This window comes from Acidimicrobiia bacterium (genome assembly GCA_040289475.1).
GTDB lineage: Bacteria > Actinomycetota > Acidimicrobiia > ATN3 > PSLF01 > PSLF01.
This window is the reverse complement of sequence record PSLF01000004.1, coordinates 125,045-140,598: the sequence shown is the minus strand read 5'-3', so window position 1 is coordinate 140,598 and position 15,554 is coordinate 125,045. Positions and strand designations below refer to the sequence as shown.

Annotated in this window: 17 protein-coding genes; 5 read left to right on the top strand and 12 right to left on the bottom strand. The window is 54.6% G+C overall.

The annotated features are described in order from the left end of the window. Positions 1-151 precede the first annotated feature (151 nt). Both C4318_03715 and C4318_03710 read left to right on the top strand, forming a co-directional pair. Positions 152-814, top strand: coding sequence for a potassium transporter TrkA (locus C4318_03715; protein MER3454248.1), 663 nt, complete (start codon positions 152-154; stop codon positions 812-814). A gap of 101 nt (positions 815-915) precedes the next feature. Beyond that, positions 916-1,605 (top strand): potassium transporter TrkA, encoded by a 690-nt coding sequence (locus tag C4318_03710; GenBank protein MER3454247.1) that lies wholly within the window; start codon positions 916-918, stop codon positions 1,603-1,605. A 10-nt stretch (positions 1,606-1,615) separates the two neighbouring features. Here C4318_03710 and C4318_03705 read toward each other — a convergent pair whose 3' ends face one another. Beyond that, complete coding sequence (locus C4318_03705; GenBank protein ID MER3454246.1) at positions 1,616-1,975, bottom strand: hypothetical protein; 360 nt, start codon at positions 1,973-1,975, stop codon at positions 1,616-1,618. A 142-nt stretch (positions 1,976-2,117) separates the two neighbouring features. On the opposite strand from C4318_03705, the gene C4318_03700 reads away from it, so the two are divergent. Both C4318_03700 and purE read left to right on the top strand, forming a co-directional pair. Next, on the top strand, positions 2,118-3,596 hold the full coding sequence (locus C4318_03700; protein ID MER3454245.1) for an NADP-dependent isocitrate dehydrogenase: 1,479 nt from the start codon (positions 2,118-2,120) through the stop codon (positions 3,594-3,596). Between the two features lie 34 nt (positions 3,597-3,630). After that, entirely contained in the window at positions 3,631-4,122 is a 492-nt protein-coding gene (gene purE, locus C4318_03695; GenBank protein ID MER3454244.1) for a 5-(carboxyamino)imidazole ribonucleotide mutase, read from the top strand. A 54-nt stretch (positions 4,123-4,176) separates the two neighbouring features. On the opposite strand, the gene C4318_03690 is transcribed toward purE, so the two are convergent. The 10 genes from C4318_03690 to C4318_03645 form a co-directional block, all read right to left on the bottom strand. Beyond that, positions 4,177-5,061: a hypothetical protein gene (locus C4318_03690; protein ID MER3454243.1), complete on the bottom strand. Its 885-nt coding sequence runs from the start codon at positions 5,059-5,061 to the stop codon at positions 4,177-4,179. 85 nt (positions 5,062-5,146) lie between these two features. Further along, positions 5,147-5,644, bottom strand: a complete 498-nt coding sequence (locus tag C4318_03685) for a hypothetical protein (protein ID MER3454242.1) — start codon at positions 5,642-5,644, stop codon at positions 5,147-5,149. A 13-nt stretch (positions 5,645-5,657) separates the two neighbouring features. Then, on the bottom strand, positions 5,658-6,209 hold the full coding sequence (locus C4318_03680) for an NUDIX hydrolase (protein MER3454241.1): 552 nt from the start codon (positions 6,207-6,209) through the stop codon (positions 5,658-5,660). Beyond that, positions 6,206-6,454, bottom strand: coding sequence for a hypothetical protein (locus C4318_03675; protein MER3454240.1), 249 nt, complete (start codon positions 6,452-6,454; stop codon positions 6,206-6,208). The genes C4318_03680 and C4318_03675 overlap by 4 nt, the downstream gene beginning before the upstream one ends. 265 nt (positions 6,455-6,719) lie before the next feature. Beyond that, a complete protein-coding gene (locus tag C4318_03670) occupies positions 6,720-7,775 on the bottom strand; it encodes a hypothetical protein (GenBank protein MER3454239.1) in 1,056 nt (351 codons plus the stop codon). Beyond that, positions 7,772-9,037 (bottom strand): esterase, encoded by a 1,266-nt coding sequence (locus C4318_03665; GenBank protein MER3454238.1) that lies wholly within the window; start codon positions 9,035-9,037, stop codon positions 7,772-7,774. The genes C4318_03670 and C4318_03665 overlap by 4 nt, the downstream gene beginning before the upstream one ends. After that, positions 9,018-10,385 carry an oxidoreductase gene (locus C4318_03660; GenBank protein MER3454237.1) on the bottom strand — a complete coding sequence of 456 codons (1,368 nt, stop codon included), beginning with the start codon at positions 10,383-10,385 and terminating at the stop codon, positions 9,018-9,020. Before C4318_03660 ends, C4318_03665 begins: the two co-directional genes overlap by 20 nt. Positions 10,386-10,414: 29 nt before the next feature. Further along, entirely contained in the window at positions 10,415-11,347 is a 933-nt protein-coding gene (locus C4318_03655; GenBank protein ID MER3454236.1) for an LLM class flavin-dependent oxidoreductase, read from the bottom strand. Positions 11,348-11,414: 67 nt separating this feature from the next. Continuing rightward, complete coding sequence (locus C4318_03650; GenBank protein MER3454235.1) at positions 11,415-12,620, bottom strand: lipid-transfer protein; 1,206 nt, start codon at positions 12,618-12,620, stop codon at positions 11,415-11,417. 130 nt (positions 12,621-12,750) lie between these two features. Next, entirely contained in the window at positions 12,751-14,064 is a 1,314-nt protein-coding gene (locus C4318_03645; GenBank protein MER3454234.1) for a cytochrome P450, read from the bottom strand. A 122-nt stretch (positions 14,065-14,186) separates the two neighbouring features. Here C4318_03645 and C4318_03640 point away from each other — a divergent pair, with 122 nt between their 5' ends. Then, a complete protein-coding gene (locus tag C4318_03640) occupies positions 14,187-14,654 on the top strand; it encodes a thioesterase (protein ID MER3454233.1) in 468 nt (155 codons plus the stop codon). Positions 14,655-14,703: 49 nt separating this feature from the next. Here the strand turns inward: C4318_03640 and C4318_03635 are convergent, their stop codons facing one another. Beyond that, complete coding sequence (locus C4318_03635) at positions 14,704-15,519, bottom strand: hypothetical protein (protein ID MER3454232.1); 816 nt, start codon at positions 15,517-15,519, stop codon at positions 14,704-14,706. Positions 15,520-15,554: the final 35 nt, after the last annotated feature.

Genomic DNA, 15,554 nt, shown 5'->3' with positions numbered 1-15,554 from the left:
ACGACAATCGCAATGTGGCGTTTGCTCCAAGGTGTCTATATAGTGGCGTTCTGCTACAGCGAAGCCCTACCTACATCGCCAAAGATAGCTAGCAAGGCATGAGTGTTGGGGTATAACAATCCTTTGGGGTGGACACGACAAGGCGGAAAAGATGCACGTTGTGATTGTTGGTTGTGGACGAGTGGGCGCCGAATTAGCCGACAGGCTCGAGGAACTTGGCCACACCGTAGCTATAATCGACAAGAATCCCCGGGCTCGGGAACGACTGCACAAGGGCTCCAAAGCGCGCTTCATATTGGGGCGTGCTTTCGACCAGGACGTTCTTGACGAAGCAGGAATCAAAGAAGCCGACATATTTGTCGCCGTCACCAACGGCGACAACTCCAATATCGTCTCGGCTAGGGTAGCTAGCGAATTCTACAAAGTTCCTAGAGTTGTTGCCCGAATCTACGATCCAAGAAGAGCCACTATCTACGAGAGGTTGGGAATCTCGACCGTGGCAACGGTTGCCTGGACGACCGATCAGATCATGGCTCGCATCCTCCCGACTGAAGCCTCTGACGAGTGGACGATGGGATCGGGAGGTGGGGTCGTTATAACTCTGCCCGCCCCCCGACATCTCATTGGAGAATCGCTAAAAGTTATCTCGGAACCATCGAAGTGGAGTGTGTTCGCGGTCACTCGAGGAGGAAGGACTTTCTTTCCCGATGAGCGAACGCTCATGCAAGAGAACGATCTCTTGCACATTGCTGTGCTAAGAGAGTATAGAAGCGAGTTGACAGAAGCTTTGGAGCCTCCCAGGGATGGAATCTGATGGTGAGCTGGTCATCGCTGTCTTGGAGCTCGACTATATTTAGAGATCGTGAATTCTAGCTACGCATCTGCGAGAGCAGAGGAAAGGCGAGGGGTGACCAAATGAAGGTAGCTGTAGCAGGTGCCGGAAAAGTAGGGCGATACATTGCAGCCGATCTAACGCAACGAGGTCACCAAGTTATCTTGATCGAGCAAGACCCCCAGGTGGTAGACCATTACCGCTCTGAGATCAAATGCTTTTGGATAAGAGCGGACGCGTGTGAGCCTCAGGATCTGGCAGATTCAGAGCTTGACAAGTGCGACGTTATGATAGCGGCTACCGGCGATGACGAGGACAACCTGGTTATTTCCTTGCTTGCGAAGCAGGAGTTCGGAATATCGAGGGTTCTTGCGAGAGTCAACCATCCCAAGAACCTCTGGCTTTTCAACGACATGTGGGGCGTGGATATAGCTGTAAGCCCCCCACACATGCTTGCTTCGCTGGTTGAAGAGGCTGTCGCTGTCGGCGACATTGTTCGATTGCTCACTTTGGAGCGCGGAAAGGTGCCTTTTGTTAGTTTCACCCTCACATCGAATTCCCCAGCCGTAGGGCGGCGCATCTCCGAGCTTGAGTTGCCCGGTGGATGTGCCATTGTGGGCGTTATAAGAAGCCATCATGTTTTAGAGCCGCGCGCCGACATACCCCTATTGGATGGAGATGAAGTTGTAGCCTTCGCACCTCCCGAAACAGAAGGCTTACTCGAGGAGGTGCTTTCGGGACGAAGGGGTGGTGCTGACGGAAAGACGGGATGAGGGAAGAGCGCTATTCGGAGGGGACCAACTCGTAGAACGGATTCAGGAAAACCAGCTCTTCTTGTTCGCCGATGATAGGAGTTCCCTCGACCGATATATAGCGTCCGACATCGATCCCTGGGATTCGAAGTCTTCCGGACCATCTAGCTTTGACGAGTCCGGTGCCGTCGTTGCGGGTGACGTCCAATGTTCCTGTGTGGTTTTTTGGGTCTATTCTCATGTTCTGAACCAGCCCAGCAACCTTGGTTCTTTTACGTGGTTCAAGCTCGGCGATGGGCTTTGCCCCTTTTACGGTCGAAGAAATTTTCCGGATCTTTTGAGTCTCCAGATGTTCGAGAGGTTCGGTCAGTCTCTTGAAAACCCCCGTCAAGCGCTGTCTGCTCCCTCTTCGGTCTAGAACGTGCGAGCCGTCCACACTTAGAAACAAAGAGCCGTGGTTTGCCAGGAAATTATCGTGGATACGACAATCGGGCCGGCAACTTTTTATGACTTCGGCGATCGGAGGATCGAATATGAGTCACAGCCCTCGATATTACAAGACTGCGGACGGCAAAAAACTGGTCACCTTGATACCCGGAGATGGGACCGGTCCCGAAATTATCGACGCAGTTAGGCAAATTGTCGAGGCTTCGGGAGCGGCGGTTGCATGGGAAGAGAGACTCGCCGGAGCAAAGGTGTTCCAGATGGGGCATCCCTCAGGTGTCCTTCCGGAGACCGTTGAGTCGGTCAAAAAAACGCGAGTCGTTTTAAAAGGACCGCTTGAGACCCCTGTAGGCTTCGGCGAAAAATCGGCCAATGTCACACTACGCAAACTTTTTGAGACGTTTGCAAATGTTCGTCCGGTGCGCGAGCTGCCGGGGGTCAGAACTCCCTATACCGGTCGAGGAATCGACCTGGTAGTAGTACGAGAGAACATCGAGGATCTTTACGCGGCCATCGAGTTTATGGATACTCCAGGAGTAGCTGAGGCGCTCAAACTCGTAACCCGAAAGGGATGTGAGAAAGTAACGCGGCTTGCGTTCGAGCTGGCTAGGGCAGAGGGGCGAAAAAGTGTGGCATGCGCCACTAAATCCAACATCCTGAAGCTCACCGAAGGGATGCTCAAACGCACTTTCGAGGAAGTGGCCAAAGAGTATCCTGACATTGAGTCCTGGCACATCATCGTCGACAATTGCGCTCACCAGCTTGTGCGCCGGCCTGAGCAGTTCGATGTCATAGTAACCACCAACATGAACGGGGACATCCTCTCGGATCTCACCTCCGCCCTTGTTGGTGGTCTTGGATTTGCTCCCTCGGCCAATCTAGGAAACGATTTCGCTATCTTCGAGGCGGTCCACGGCTCCGCTCCTAAATACGCTGGGAAGAACGTGATCAATCCGTCCGCTGTGTTGCTTAGTGCGACCATGATGTTGCGGTATATAGACGAGTTCGATGCAGCAACATTGATCGAGAACGCTCTTGCCAAGACCTTGGAAGACGGTATAGCAACAAGAGATGTCTTGGGTGACGAGAAAGGGGTGAAGACCACAGAGTTCACAAAGGCAATTATCTCGAACCTTGGTGCCCATCCAAGCTCTTGGAAGCCTAGGAGTTACAAGAGAATTGAGATTCCCCCTGTCGACCCCAGACCAGATTACGTACGCGCTACAGAAGTGAGAATTGCGGGGGTCGATATTTTCATCGAGTCATTCAAGACCCCCCAGGAGATAGGCGAGAAGCTCCAAGAACTGGCTGAGGGAACCGGTTTCGAACTGTGGATGATCTCGTCGAGGGGGACGCAAGTCTACCCTCCAACCGGTGCGAACTTGGATATGGTCGACCTCTGGCAGTGTCGTTTCACGGCAGCTGGCTCCGATAAGCAATCGCTTTCGGACGAATCTATTTCCGCTTTGATTCGAGCCGTGAGTTCGGAGTTCGAGTGGGTGAAAATTCAGAAACTTCTGAGCATCGACGGTGAACTCGGCTACACCAAGGCTCAGGGCGAGGACTGAAAGTAGTAGAACCGGGTAGGAGATGAGATAGACGATGGCAACTAACAAGGTAGCGATCCTTATGGGCTCGAAGAGCGATTGGCCCACGATGAAGCGAGCTGCGGATACTTTGGATAAATTAGGGATCGAGTACGAAGCCAAGGTCATCTCGGCGCATCGTATGCCCGATCTGCTCTCTGAGTACGTAAAAGAGCTCGAGGCTCGCGGCTTTGGACTTGTTATTGCGGGTGCTGGGGGGGCAGCTCACCTACCAGGGGTGGTAGCCTCTCAGACCCGACTTCCAGTCTTTGGAGTGCCCATGAAAACCGAGTCGCTGGGCGGTCTCGACTCGTTGCTGTCTATTGTTCAGATGCCTGCTGGCGTTCCAGTGGGGACTCTCGCTATTGGGGGAGCCGGAGCCGAGAACGCGGCGTACTTAGCTGCCCGTGTGTTCTCCCTCTCGGATGAGGCTATGGCGAAAAGACTCGTCGAAGACATAGCAGCGCGCAAAGAAAAGCTAACTCGAGACCTAGATCCGGGATCCTAAATACGGGAATCCCACACCAGTGCTGTAGGTTAGCGCTCCGAACATATAGAGACGCTAAGCCGGCGCAGAGAGCGTGTCGTCGCTAGAGTGTCGCGCTGCAACGACGATCGCTATCAGCAAGATGCCTGCACCCAAAAGTCCTCTTGTGCTAAGGGATTCTCCCAATAATAGGAGGCCGAAAAGACCCGCAAATGCTGGTTCGGATGAGAAGATCACAGCTGTGGCGGGGGCGGAGACCCTGCGCTGGGCCCAAGTCTGTACTGCGAGGCCTAAAGCTGTAGCCCCCAATCCTGTGACGAGTACAGCTACTGCGACCTTTGAAACCAAAACGATCTCAAGGTCGAGGCGGAGAAGAGCAGGTGAAAAAGCAAGGGCTTTTACAAATGCCTCTACGAGACAGAGCCTCTTGTAGTCACACCGGGGAGCATATTTTCCTGTTAGTGCGACGTGAACAGCGAAGCTAACCGCAGCTCCCACATTGAGCACGTCTCCAAGGGACACCGAAGAGATTCCTTTTACGTCCCCCACTGTAAGTAAGAAGAGACCCACGGTTGCGGCGATGGCAGAGAGGATGACTGCCAGCGATGGTTGTCTATCCAATACAGGGATTGCGACAAAGGGTGTGAATATCACATACAGTCCCGAGATGAAGCCGGCCTTTACTGATGTGGTCGTTTGCAATCCCACGACTTGAAGTGCTAGGCCAGCCACCAGCGCTGCTCCTAAGACCACCCCAGCTAGCATTGTGTAGGCGTCTATGAAAGCATCCCGGTTGTTTGCTCTCTTACACAACTTGGGCCCCCATAACACGGCAAGAGCCAGAAATCCCAAAAGATTGCGCATGGCTAAGAGTTCGAAGGGAGTGACATACTCGAGGGCCGCCTTCATTGCGGGAAAAGACAATCCCCATACCGCTGCTATCCCGAGGAGGGAAAGCACAGCTCTCGAGTCTGGCTTAGATTCGGCTGTAGAGTGCAGACAACCTTGCTTGTACGTTGTATCTGCTATCGGCTTGTAAAGTGCTTCAGTGCCGAGTTCTCGCTCTTGAGGCAGGATTGTGTCTTCCTCTCGAAAAGATCCAGTAAGCCAAGGCGAGGCCTACTGCATTTGCGGCGAACAGCCCCCACCGAGACACGCTTTGGGAAGGCTGAAACACCCTCGTCCAGGCGATTCCCCAGGCATTGTCCAGCCATGGGAGCCTGGAGGGTGGGAATTGTCTGAGCAGCATGTAGTAAAACGTGTCCTCCCACCCCGTCAAGAACAATACGAAACCTCCAACCGAGAACCTGAGGTCTCTGGCAGCTAGTCCGGTCAAAAGAAAAAACCCTGCTGACAGGGGTACAAAAGCCACGTGCCACCATAGCGCCTCCGGCGCCCAAGAAAGGCCGGCAGAAAAGCTTTCCCAAGGAATCGCGTAAGTCGTCGAGATAGGTTTGTAGATGTGCTCCAACACGATTACGTCTGCATAGGCCAGTATCACAAGAATCGCCAGCGCAAATGCAAAACGCCTAATCGCCCCCATCTCTTCTTGTCTCCTATTGCTTGGACTGCGCAGCTCTGCGCTGTCCACGGGATGCCAGCCAGCGCTCCAAGGCTTCTCGGGTATTGCGAAACGCGAGTTGGTGGGGGGCCGGTAGAGCGTCTGGCAAGAACCATCCAAGCTCTGCAACGTCAGACCCAGGAGATTCGAGGCCTGCTACGACTGCGCACTCGTAGGAGATATTCAAGGTGTCTGAGCCCCCATCGCCGTAAGTATCAACAAAAAACCCGATGAATCCTGCGATTCGCACTTCTAGACCGGTTTCTTCGAGTAGCTCTCTTTTGAGGGTCTCTTCAGGGGTCTCCCCGATCTCTATGTAACCCCCCGGAAGGTCCCAGAGGCCTAGAGCGGGCTCTACAGCTCGTCTAGTAAGCAACACTTTTTCGTCTCTTACGACTACAGCACAGGCACACGGTGCAGGGTTGTCATAAATGATCAAGCCACACGCTGTGCAGCAGAGGCGCTCTCTGTCGTCTCCTTCGGGTATGGCACGTCTCAGCTTTTCCTTGCAAATGGGGCACCAGTTCCATGCGGCAAGTCGACTCATGATTGTAGCCTCGAGTTGATCTTTCCTCGGTAAGAGTCGATCACTGTAGCAGCAGAGGTAACGGCGCGCGGCCTTACATTTTCGCCGAGCGGCTCTACGATTCGTTGGTAGTTGTGATCGTGGCCACTGACCACGAGCTCTACTCTGTGAGACTCCAGCACTGGAAGCCACAGTCTTTGGATCTCCTTTGTCGATCCATGAGGTCCGCACGAAAAAACAGGGTGGTGAAACACGACCACTCGCACTTTTGCCTTCGATACCTGGAGTCGCTCATCTAGCTATTTGGTCTGAGCATCGTCTACACGGTTGGAGTTGAGGACGAACACTTCGGCGGGACCTAACCTGTGAGAAGAAGGTGGTTCGGGCATACCGGAGCATTGACTCGGCAATCGTTTGTTGTTCTGGACCTCCTCCAAAATCGGCAATGAAGACGATTTCCACTGCGGCATCCGTGAGCGGGGCGTCAATGTCAAAAAGAGATCCCGAGTTGGCGGTTCTTTCTTCGCCCTCCTAGGCCAAGGCTTCGGAGGGATTTCGCGCCTCATAGGAGTCTCCGGCGAGTAAGGTCACTGCCGATCCATCTGCGTTCATCACATAGATAGCGTCGTGTCCATCGCGATCGGAGACGAAGTACAGTTTGGATCCATCGAGGGACCAACGAGGCCGGAAGTCATTGCCTTTTCCGTCAGACACAACGCTCTCTTCTCCGCTATCGAATCGCAAGATGTGTATCTGCCAGTACTTGCCCTTCTTTGCCTGAAAAGCAATCGATGTTCCATCAGGAGAAAAGGCTGGAGCTGACTCGGGATAGTCGTTGTTGGTAAGCCTGCGGGGATTCTGGCCGTCGGAGTTGGCCAGATAAATGGCCTCCAGCCCATCTGTATCGCTTCTAAAAGCTATCGTGCTTCCGTCGGGGGACCAATCTGGGGCGGTTTCGTTTGCCGGCGAAGCCGTGATTCTCTTGATTGATTGTCCGTTCGTTGAGGCGACAAATATGTCCTCATTGCCATAGCAATCGGATGAAAAAGCTACTGCACGTCCGTCGGGAGATAGAACTGGCCCTAGCTCGTTGCCCGGGGTATTGGTGAGGCGTGTCTGCCCGGATCCATCTGCTCGCATAACGAAGATCTCGTAGTTGCCCGTACGGTTGGAGCTGAACGTGATGTACCCGAGCGAGCTCGCATAAGGGGTGACATTTGACGACCCCTGATCTCGGCCGGAATCCGTGAGTTGTAGTTTGGAATCGGCCACACTCGCTGAGTCGGTTTTGGCGAGTGTGGCTCGTACTTTGTAGATCTGAAACTGACCCGATTCGTTCGACGAGTAGTAGAGAAACGGGGCGCCACTCCCTTCTACTGGAGTGGGTTTGATAGACGGCGCGCCGATGGGACCGCTCTGTGTCGGAGCCAAGTCGGTCAGCTCGCCCTCGGGAGTACCGATAGGAGCTGGATTTTCACAGATAGCCTTGCGGGCCTGGCTCGTCGTGTTGGTACATGCTCCAACTGTTACGGCGACGACTAGAATCGCAGCAATTCCTCGACGTGATGTGCTTCTCGAACTTTTCATTTAGTGGCGCACTGTAGCGCAACACCGGCCAGTTCGACGAATCGCAAATGGGCAGTGAACGAGAGCGAGATCTTATTCACCAGGAGTGCGGCAGAGAGGTGGGTGTCGAGATCCAAAAAGGCTCCGGATCCTCCGAAGCCGAAGTGACCAATGGCGTTTGGTATAACTCCTGTTCCTGTGAACACTGAGTGGTAGCCAAGTCTCCACATCATGGGGATACCGATGACCAGATCTGGCCTCGAGTTGTAGATTGCACGGACTTTTTCTCTCGTGCGAGGGGAGAGTAGCGGCGCTTTGGGCCCCTGCGGCCCGTCAGTTGTGTCGGCTATTGCTGAGTACGCCTTTGCCAGCGATCGAGCCGTAAAAACTCCGTTTGCTGCCGGGAGCGGCACCGTCAGTACCTCGGTGTCGTTGGCTACGATTCGCTCTAAGCCAGGTGCCAAGGCCTTGGCGCCCTCGATTAATGGGTTGGGTGCGATCGGGAATTGTCTCAGTCCCGTCCCCGAGGCTGCTTGCTCACCCGAATTGCCGTGATCCCGGTTATTTGAAAGGCTGTCAGCATCCTGGGTCACTACAGGGGGGCGCATGGCCATAGGAATCTGAGGCGTCGTAGTGGCTTCCAGCGAGAGCTTGGCGACGCGGTCTGCCTCGGATATTGGCATGCCAATGTAGAATCCGTCGAGTCCCAAAGGCTCTGCGATCTCTTTCCGCACAAAACTGCAGATGTCGGTGCCGGACACCCTGCGAATCAGTTCGCCCACGAGCCAACCGAAGCTCGTGGCGTGATATCCGTTAGCTGTCCCTGGTGGATAAGCGGGCTCCATGGACTCGATGATGGAGATCATCCGATTCCAGTCCATGATCGTGGCAGGATCGTCGACATAATCGCGTATGCGGTGGAGACCAGCTTCGTGGGTGAGAATGTGACGTACGGTTATCCCCTCCTTACCGGCCTTAGCGAAGGTGGGCCAGTAACGAGCTACTGGGGAGTCGTACTCGATCTCCCCGGCGTCGGCGAGCATGTGCAAGGCTAGACTTGCCATTCCCTTGGTCGTGGAGAAGGCAACAACCATGGTGTCTGCCTCCCACGGATCGCCTTGCGGGTTGCGCTCCCCAAAGTGAACGTCGACTACGGGGCTACCCTCTTTCCATACGGCCAAAGCACCCCCCATGTGCTGTCCAGCTTCTAGCTGGCTTTGAAGCTTCGACACCAAGGGGGAGAAAGCTTCGTCCCACGACCCTCTAATCTGTTGCGACGCCAATCGAACGCATTACCTCCCGAGCGACCCGCTCACCCGACTCGAGCGCTCCCTCCATGTACCCTGTCCAGCTCGTCGCAGTTTCGGATCCCGCGAAGTGTACTGCTCCGTGGGGCGATCGCAGTTCCGCACCGCAAGTCGAAAGTATTCCTGTAGGGGCGTGAGCTGCGTAGCACCCCCTAGTCCAGGTTTCTCTACTCCAGTCACGCTCGGCGTAGTGGCTGGGTTCCAAAGCTTGAGGGCCGAAGTACTGTCTGAAACAGTCGAGTACTATTTTCCGCCGGTCTGCATCCTCTAGACGAGACAGCTCTAAGGCGTGCGCTCCCTCTGCGAACCCCACGAGCACTCCCGCACTGCCGTCCGGCGGGGAGTTGTCGAACGTGAACGTGATCGGAAGGTCTGGACATCCTGCCTGTCCGCACAGGCCTTCGCTGCGCCAGAAGGGTTCGGAATACACCGCATGCGCCTTTATTGCATACCCTGGAAGCAAAGAACGGAGGAGACGGTCCTTGGCAGGCGATAGTGGAGGATCATAGTCGATTCGCCAAGCCAGGACAGGGGGAACGGCGACTATGGCTCTCTTACACAGCACAGTTGCCTTGCCTGCTGCGATTTCGACTTTACCGTTGCGCTGCGAGATGCTTTTGACTGGCCTGCCAAAGCGCACGGCGTCGCCTAGGCGCCGAGCTAGACCCTCGGCAAGCTGCATAGTGCCTCCGATAACGCGGTCTTGTTGAGCACCGCCTGACGTTCCTAGTAGCGTTTGGAAGCTGCGCCCAGCCTTTGTATAGAAGAGCGCAAAGAGGAGAGATATCTCTGCGGGGTCCGCCGCGTACACCGCAGCGCTCAACAGCCCGAACAACCTTTTAGCAGTGGTAGAAACCAGAGTGCGATCCATCCAGCTCTGTAATGTTTTGGCATCTAGATCTTTGGCACGCGGATGGTTCCATGGAGCCTCCGAACTCACCCCCCGAACGAGCCGCTCGAACCGGAGGATTCCCTGTGCGAGATCGGCTGTTGCAAGGGGATTGAGCTTGGGAAGCTGCCCGGAGAAACGGATGCGGCGACCATTGAGAATCGCTATCGAGTCACCTGTTTCGAAAGTGGGGAAAGTACTCAAACCTAACTCAGATACGAGATTGTAAGCCCTTACATGTCCCGCGCCGAGCCACTGCCCGCCTTCGTCAATCCAGGTGCTCTCTACCCTAGACGTCAAGACTCGTCCGCCGGGCCTCTCTCTGGCTTCCAGGACGACGACTTCGACTCCTGAGTTAGCTAAAATCCATGCAGCTGAAAGGCCTGCTAAGCCGGCTCCGACGACTACTACTTCAGCATTTGTTTTCATTGACATACCGCCACTTTTGACGCGACACTCACTGCCTACCGGTTTATCAAATACTCGCGAATTGCGGCTGCCGTTTCTATTTGAGAGTGGGGATCGGGCGCCTGCAACGTGAGATTGATGTATTTGCACCCGACATCTATATATGGACTTAGGGCTTCGGCAATCTCCTGGGTGGAGCCATAAGGGCTCCACTTCTCGAACCGTTCGAATGGAATCTGATAAAGAGATTCCATTGCTGCCGCTAGTCGATTTCTGGCATCCGACCTGTCTCGACCGGTAGCGCACCACACCTGTAGTCCATGAGTGAACGAATCAGCTCTACGCCCGTTCCGTTCAGCAACTTCTGCTATCTGGCCCGTCGCTTCTTTGAAGCGGCGGGCCGATACCCAAATAGGAAGCCACCCGTCGCCATAGAGGGCAGCGCGTCGAAGCGCCGCATCCGAGCGGCCTCCGATTAGGATCGGAGGTTTTGTCTTCGGTGCCGGCAAAATAAGAGCGTCTTTTATTCGAAAAAACTCGCCCTCGAACGAGAAGGGGGTTCCCTCAAGGAGTCCGTGAAGAATTTGCAGGCACTCATTCATTCTGCGCCCCCGGGTTTTGGGCTCGACGCCGCAGATTTCGACTTCATGAGGGTCCTCTCCTCCGATACCAACTCCGAATATGAGGCGGCCGGGAAAAAGTGACTCGAACGTTGCGATCTGGCGGGCCACGGCTACTGGGTGCCGAAGTACCAGTAGATATATCCCGATTGATACCGGAAGAGAGTTGGTCATAGCCGCGTAGGCAGCAGCCGTAAGAAGCCCGTCGCTCCCGAATCCGATGTAAAAACTGATGTGGTCTCCGCAGCAGACGTAGTCGAGTCCCGCATCCTCTACAGCACGCAGGTACTCCGCCAACACCTGCTGAGGGCCGGTCACAACCTGAGAAGGGGGAAAAACCCCGATTTTTATAGGTGCCTTGTCGGACAACTAATCGTCTCTTTCGAGAAATCGGAGGGGAGTACTACCGGTGTCACGTCCAACGATCATGTCCAGATTAGCTTTGGGCCGGTGGCTGGGCCTTTTTGTACATTGTGACGACTGCCGCTCCCCCAAGCCCGAGATTGTGTTGGAGTGCAAGCTTGGCATCTTTTATTTGGCGGGAGCCTGCCTCGCCGCGCAGCTGCCAGTTGAGCTCGGCGCATTGAGCTAGCCCTGTCGCACCTAGTGGATGTCCTTTAGAGATCAGTCCCCCAGATGGGTTCACGACCCACTTTCCGCCATATGTGACGGCTCCAGAGTCGATCAGCTCCCCGCCCTTTCCAACCTCGCAAAGGCCCAAAGCTTCGTAGGTGATCAGTTCGTTAGTGGAAAAGCAGTCGTGAAGTTCGATAACGTCTATGTCTTCAGGCCCGTAGCCGGACTGTTCATAGACTTCTTGTGCCGCTCTTCTCGAGAGATCGAATCCAACAAGTTTTATGCAACTTTTGTCTTCAAAGGTCGAAGGGAAGTCGGTCTTCATCGACTGGGCCACTATCTCGACGGCCTTGTCCCACAGGTTCTTCTCTCGCACAAAGCGCTCGCTGGCTAGGATCGCAGCCGCTGCGCCATCCGAAGTCGGGCAGCACTGAAGTTTGGTCAAAGGATCGTAGACCACCGGCGATTCCAAAATCTCCTCAAGAGTGTAGACGTCTTGGAACTGCGAGTAGGGATTGTTGGCGGAGTGACGGTGGTTCTTCTCGGCGACTTTGGCGAACTGTTCTTTAGTAGTGCCGTACTTTTCTTGATGCTCTCTGCCTGCGTTGCCGAATATCTGGGGCGCACCTGGAGCGTTAGAGAAGCCGCGCAGCTTGATCATTTGACTGAAATGCTTGTCCATTGGATTGGTGCGATCGGAGAATTTCGGTGCCAGCGATCCTTTCTCCATTTTCTCGAAGCCGAGGGCCAGAACGCAGTCTGCAACTCCTCCCTCCACGAGTTGTTTGGCCATGAAAAGCGCAGTGGATCCCGTGGAGCAGGCGTTGTTGACGTTATAGACCGGAATTCCGGTCATACCTAACTGGTACACGGCACGCTGGCCCGACGTAGTCTCCCCGTAGACGTATCCAACCGTTGCTTGTTCTACGCTGGTAAACTCTATGCCGGCGTCCTCCAAGGCCTTGGTAGCAGCCTCCTTTGCCATGTCAGGGTAGTCCCACTGTTTTGACTGGGGCTTTTCGAATTTGGTCATCCCCACGCCTACCACGTACACCTTGTTGCCCATTGATCCTCTCTTCCCTTTCTCGTCCTTCGACTCTTGCCAATTTTCCTGTATTTATGTTCTCTCGCCTGGGCTGTGAAAGTACTTGTGCAATCCTACGACCACTCGCTTGAATCCCCTTCGGGTGGAGAAATCAATCATCCCATCTCAGAGGTAAATGCTCGAGCCCGTGGAGAACGAAGTTGTCTTTGAAGACAGGCTCGCCATCTAGAGCCAACGTGGGGAACCGCTGGAACAGCGTGGTCAATGCAATTCTACTCTCCAATCTGGCGAGGGGTGCCCCGAGGCAGTGGTGTATTCCGAAACCGAAGGCTATGTGGTTAGAAGCGCCTCGCCTGATGTCAAATACGTCGGGATTCTCGAAGTGTTCGGGATCTCGATGGGCTCCCGCGATAAGAGCTATAGCTGACTGCCCTTTTTCAATGGTCACGCCACCCAGCTCCGTGTCTTCGACGGCTACTCTGCCAGTTAGGTGCACCGGCGGGTCGAAACGCAGGATCTCTTCTACAGCGCTCTTGGCGATTGTCGGATCGGATTTGAAGATTTCTAGTTGGTCGGGGTGGCGAAGAAGCTGGAGGATTCCCTTAGATATCAGGCTCACAGTCGTCTCATGTCCTGCTACAAGCAGCAGGATTGCAGTAGATATGAGCTCAGCCCTGGTAAGTTTCTGGCCCTCGTGCTCGGCGAGAATCAGTCCGGAAAGAAGGTCGTCCCCTAAGTCATTCGAGCGTTCCTCAATCAAGTTAGAGAAATAGACCGCAAAAGAGGCTCTCGCTACGACCACCTCTTCTGGTGGATCGAACCTGTTGTTTCGGATCGTGAAAAAGTCTGGGTCTATGCTGCGGGCTAGGATTTTGGACCAGTTTTTGAACAAGGCATTGTCTTCGGGAGGCACGCCGAGCATCTCGCATATGACCCTGACGGGCAGAGGATAAGCAAAATCCTCCACCCCGTCCATTCGTCCTTCACCTCTGTCAACGACTTTGTCAAGAATTTCCTGAGCAATCTCCTCGACCCTCGGACTGAGGGACTCCACAACTTTGGGCGTGAAGGCTTTTTGTACCAAACCCCTCAAGCGCGTGTGCTCTGGAGGGTCTAAAAAAATGAAAGGTCGAGCGTCAGTTAGGGTGGGGTCGAGTTCGGTACCGGCGCGTTGCATTTGTTCGAGCATGTCTTGAAATGCCCGGGAGTGCCGAAAATCCGAGCTGAAGCGGTGATGATCTTTGAGAATCGCCACGCAGTCGTCGTAGCGAGAGAAAAGCGTCGCACCAAGAGGAGTCTGAAGTACCGGCATCGACTCCCGCAATGCGTTGTATCGCTTGTAAGGATCCTTTCTAAAGTTGGGATCGAAGGGATTGAAGACCGAAAGCGCAACGCTCTCCGCTGTGGCGGGCGATACCGTGCCGCCCCTCGCTAGATCACCCAAAGAAGATGGTTCTGTGGCCATCGTGGTGCATCCCCTCACTTGATCTGGTGATACCGTATGCTACCACTCGGTAATATATGGCATTGTGCGCTCTTGCACACCAGCCAGTGCGCTTTGGGAGATCGTAGTAGTTAGGGGGTCGGATGGGAGGAGACGCAGACAACATCGGGGGGGTCTCGCGTAAGAGCCTGAGTGACGAGGAGCAGCACGCCAGACGACAGGCAGTGCGCGAGGTCATGCCAAAGACGCCATTCATAGGATTGTTGGGTATGGGGTTCGAAAAATACGAACCGGACGATGTCGTGATGAGACTGCCTTTTAGGCACGAGCTAACTAATGATGGATCCGTGTATCACGGAGGAGTCATAGCCTCTGCCATAGATACCGCAGGGGCTGCTGCAGCTTGGTCTAACCATGATTTTGAGAAGGGAATAAGAGCCTCCACGGTGAGTCTTTCTATCCAATTCATAGGAGCTGCGAAGCGGTCGGACCTTTTGTGCCACGCTCGGACCGTGAAACGTGGCAAAGAGTTGATTTTCACTGAGATTACGGCGACAGATGAGGAAGGTAAGGTCGTGGCGCACGCGGTGCAGACCTACCGCATCGTGTGATAGCAACTCGAGCATCCCTTGGTTTCCGAGAGCCGCTTCCTTCCTAGGTTCACTCCCTGGAGCTTTTCTCAAAGGCTTGCCAAGCCCTGTGGGCCTCGATGTTCATTGTTTCTGCGAGGTCGGGTCTCTCCTGGGCCAGTGCCCTCAATTGGGGGACGTCGTAAGCTAAAAACCAGAAGATCCTTGCTGCGTCGAGGCCCCGTGAGAATGTCTTTCTGTCCAGTGGCTCGCCTCGGGCCTCAAGGTAAGCTTCTATTTGGCCAAGTCTGTCCACCGTCCTTCCTAACTGAAAGGGAGTTTGGTCGAGCCAGGCAGCAAAGTCGGCTACCCCCGGACCTAGCGAAGTTTGCCACCAGTTCAACCACACGAACTCCGAACCCCGTTTTGCTACATTCGCAGGCCAGGGATCCCCGTGCAAGATGGTAAAGGGCATTTCTTCAAGCGCTTTGATAAGTGGGGAAGGGTCGAGGAGAATCTCGTCGAGAGGAGAGGGAAGTTGCCACCCAGATGCGCGTGCTGGGGCAAGCAGCTCCGGTAAGTCTCTGCCAAACGGTCGTCTCAAGATGGGGCTAACCAGATGAGGTGAATCTTCGAAGGTATCGTGAAAGCGTGCAAGCTCTCGCACTGCTTCGAACACTTCTTCGTCGCTCCACTCCGATGTCACCTCGAGGTTCTCGGTGATAATCCAGGTAATGTCCCAGTCGATTACTTGAGGCAGCACTAGTGGATTCCCGTCGAACTCTCGCAGTAGGACTGCGCGCTCCCTTGCTATCACTTCTGGAAGACCGTAATGGGCGCAGTAGCCGGAGCCTGTCAATACCGTAAGATCGTCAGTCGATAGGACTATTTCGGCGTCTTCGCCCACGTATCGGACGATTTCTTCGGGAACGCCACGTCGCC

Excerpts from the sequence above, each read along its gene's own strand:
- C4318_03715 (MER3454248.1), top strand. The coding sequence starts at position 152 with ATGCACGTTGTGATTGTTGGTTGTGGACGAGTGGGCGCCGAATTAGCC.
- C4318_03710 (MER3454247.1), top strand. The coding sequence starts at position 916 with ATGAAGGTAGCTGTAGCAGGTGCCGGAAAAGTAGGGCGATACATTGCA.
- C4318_03700 (MER3454245.1), top strand. The coding sequence starts at position 2,118 with ATGAGTCACAGCCCTCGATATTACAAGACTGCGGACGGCAAAAAACTG.
- purE (MER3454244.1), top strand. The coding sequence starts at position 3,631 with ATGGCAACTAACAAGGTAGCGATCCTTATGGGCTCGAAGAGCGATTGG.
- C4318_03685 (MER3454242.1), bottom strand. The coding sequence starts at position 5,644 with ATGGGGGCGATTAGGCGTTTTGCATTTGCGCTGGCGATTCTTGTGATA.
- C4318_03680 (MER3454241.1), bottom strand. The coding sequence starts at position 6,209 with ATGAGTCGACTTGCCGCATGGAACTGGTGCCCCATTTGCAAGGAAAAG.
- C4318_03670 (MER3454239.1), bottom strand. The coding sequence starts at position 7,775 with ATGAAAAGTTCGAGAAGCACATCACGTCGAGGAATTGCTGCGATTCTA.
- C4318_03660 (MER3454237.1), bottom strand. The coding sequence starts at position 10,385 with ATGTCAATGAAAACAAATGCTGAAGTAGTAGTCGTCGGAGCCGGCTTA.
- C4318_03650 (MER3454235.1), bottom strand. The coding sequence starts at position 12,620 with ATGGGCAACAAGGTGTACGTGGTAGGCGTGGGGATGACCAAATTCGAA.
- C4318_03645 (MER3454234.1), bottom strand. The coding sequence starts at position 14,064 with ATGGCCACAGAACCATCTTCTTTGGGTGATCTAGCGAGGGGCGGCACG.
- C4318_03640 (MER3454233.1), top strand. The coding sequence starts at position 14,187 with ATGGGAGGAGACGCAGACAACATCGGGGGGGTCTCGCGTAAGAGCCTG.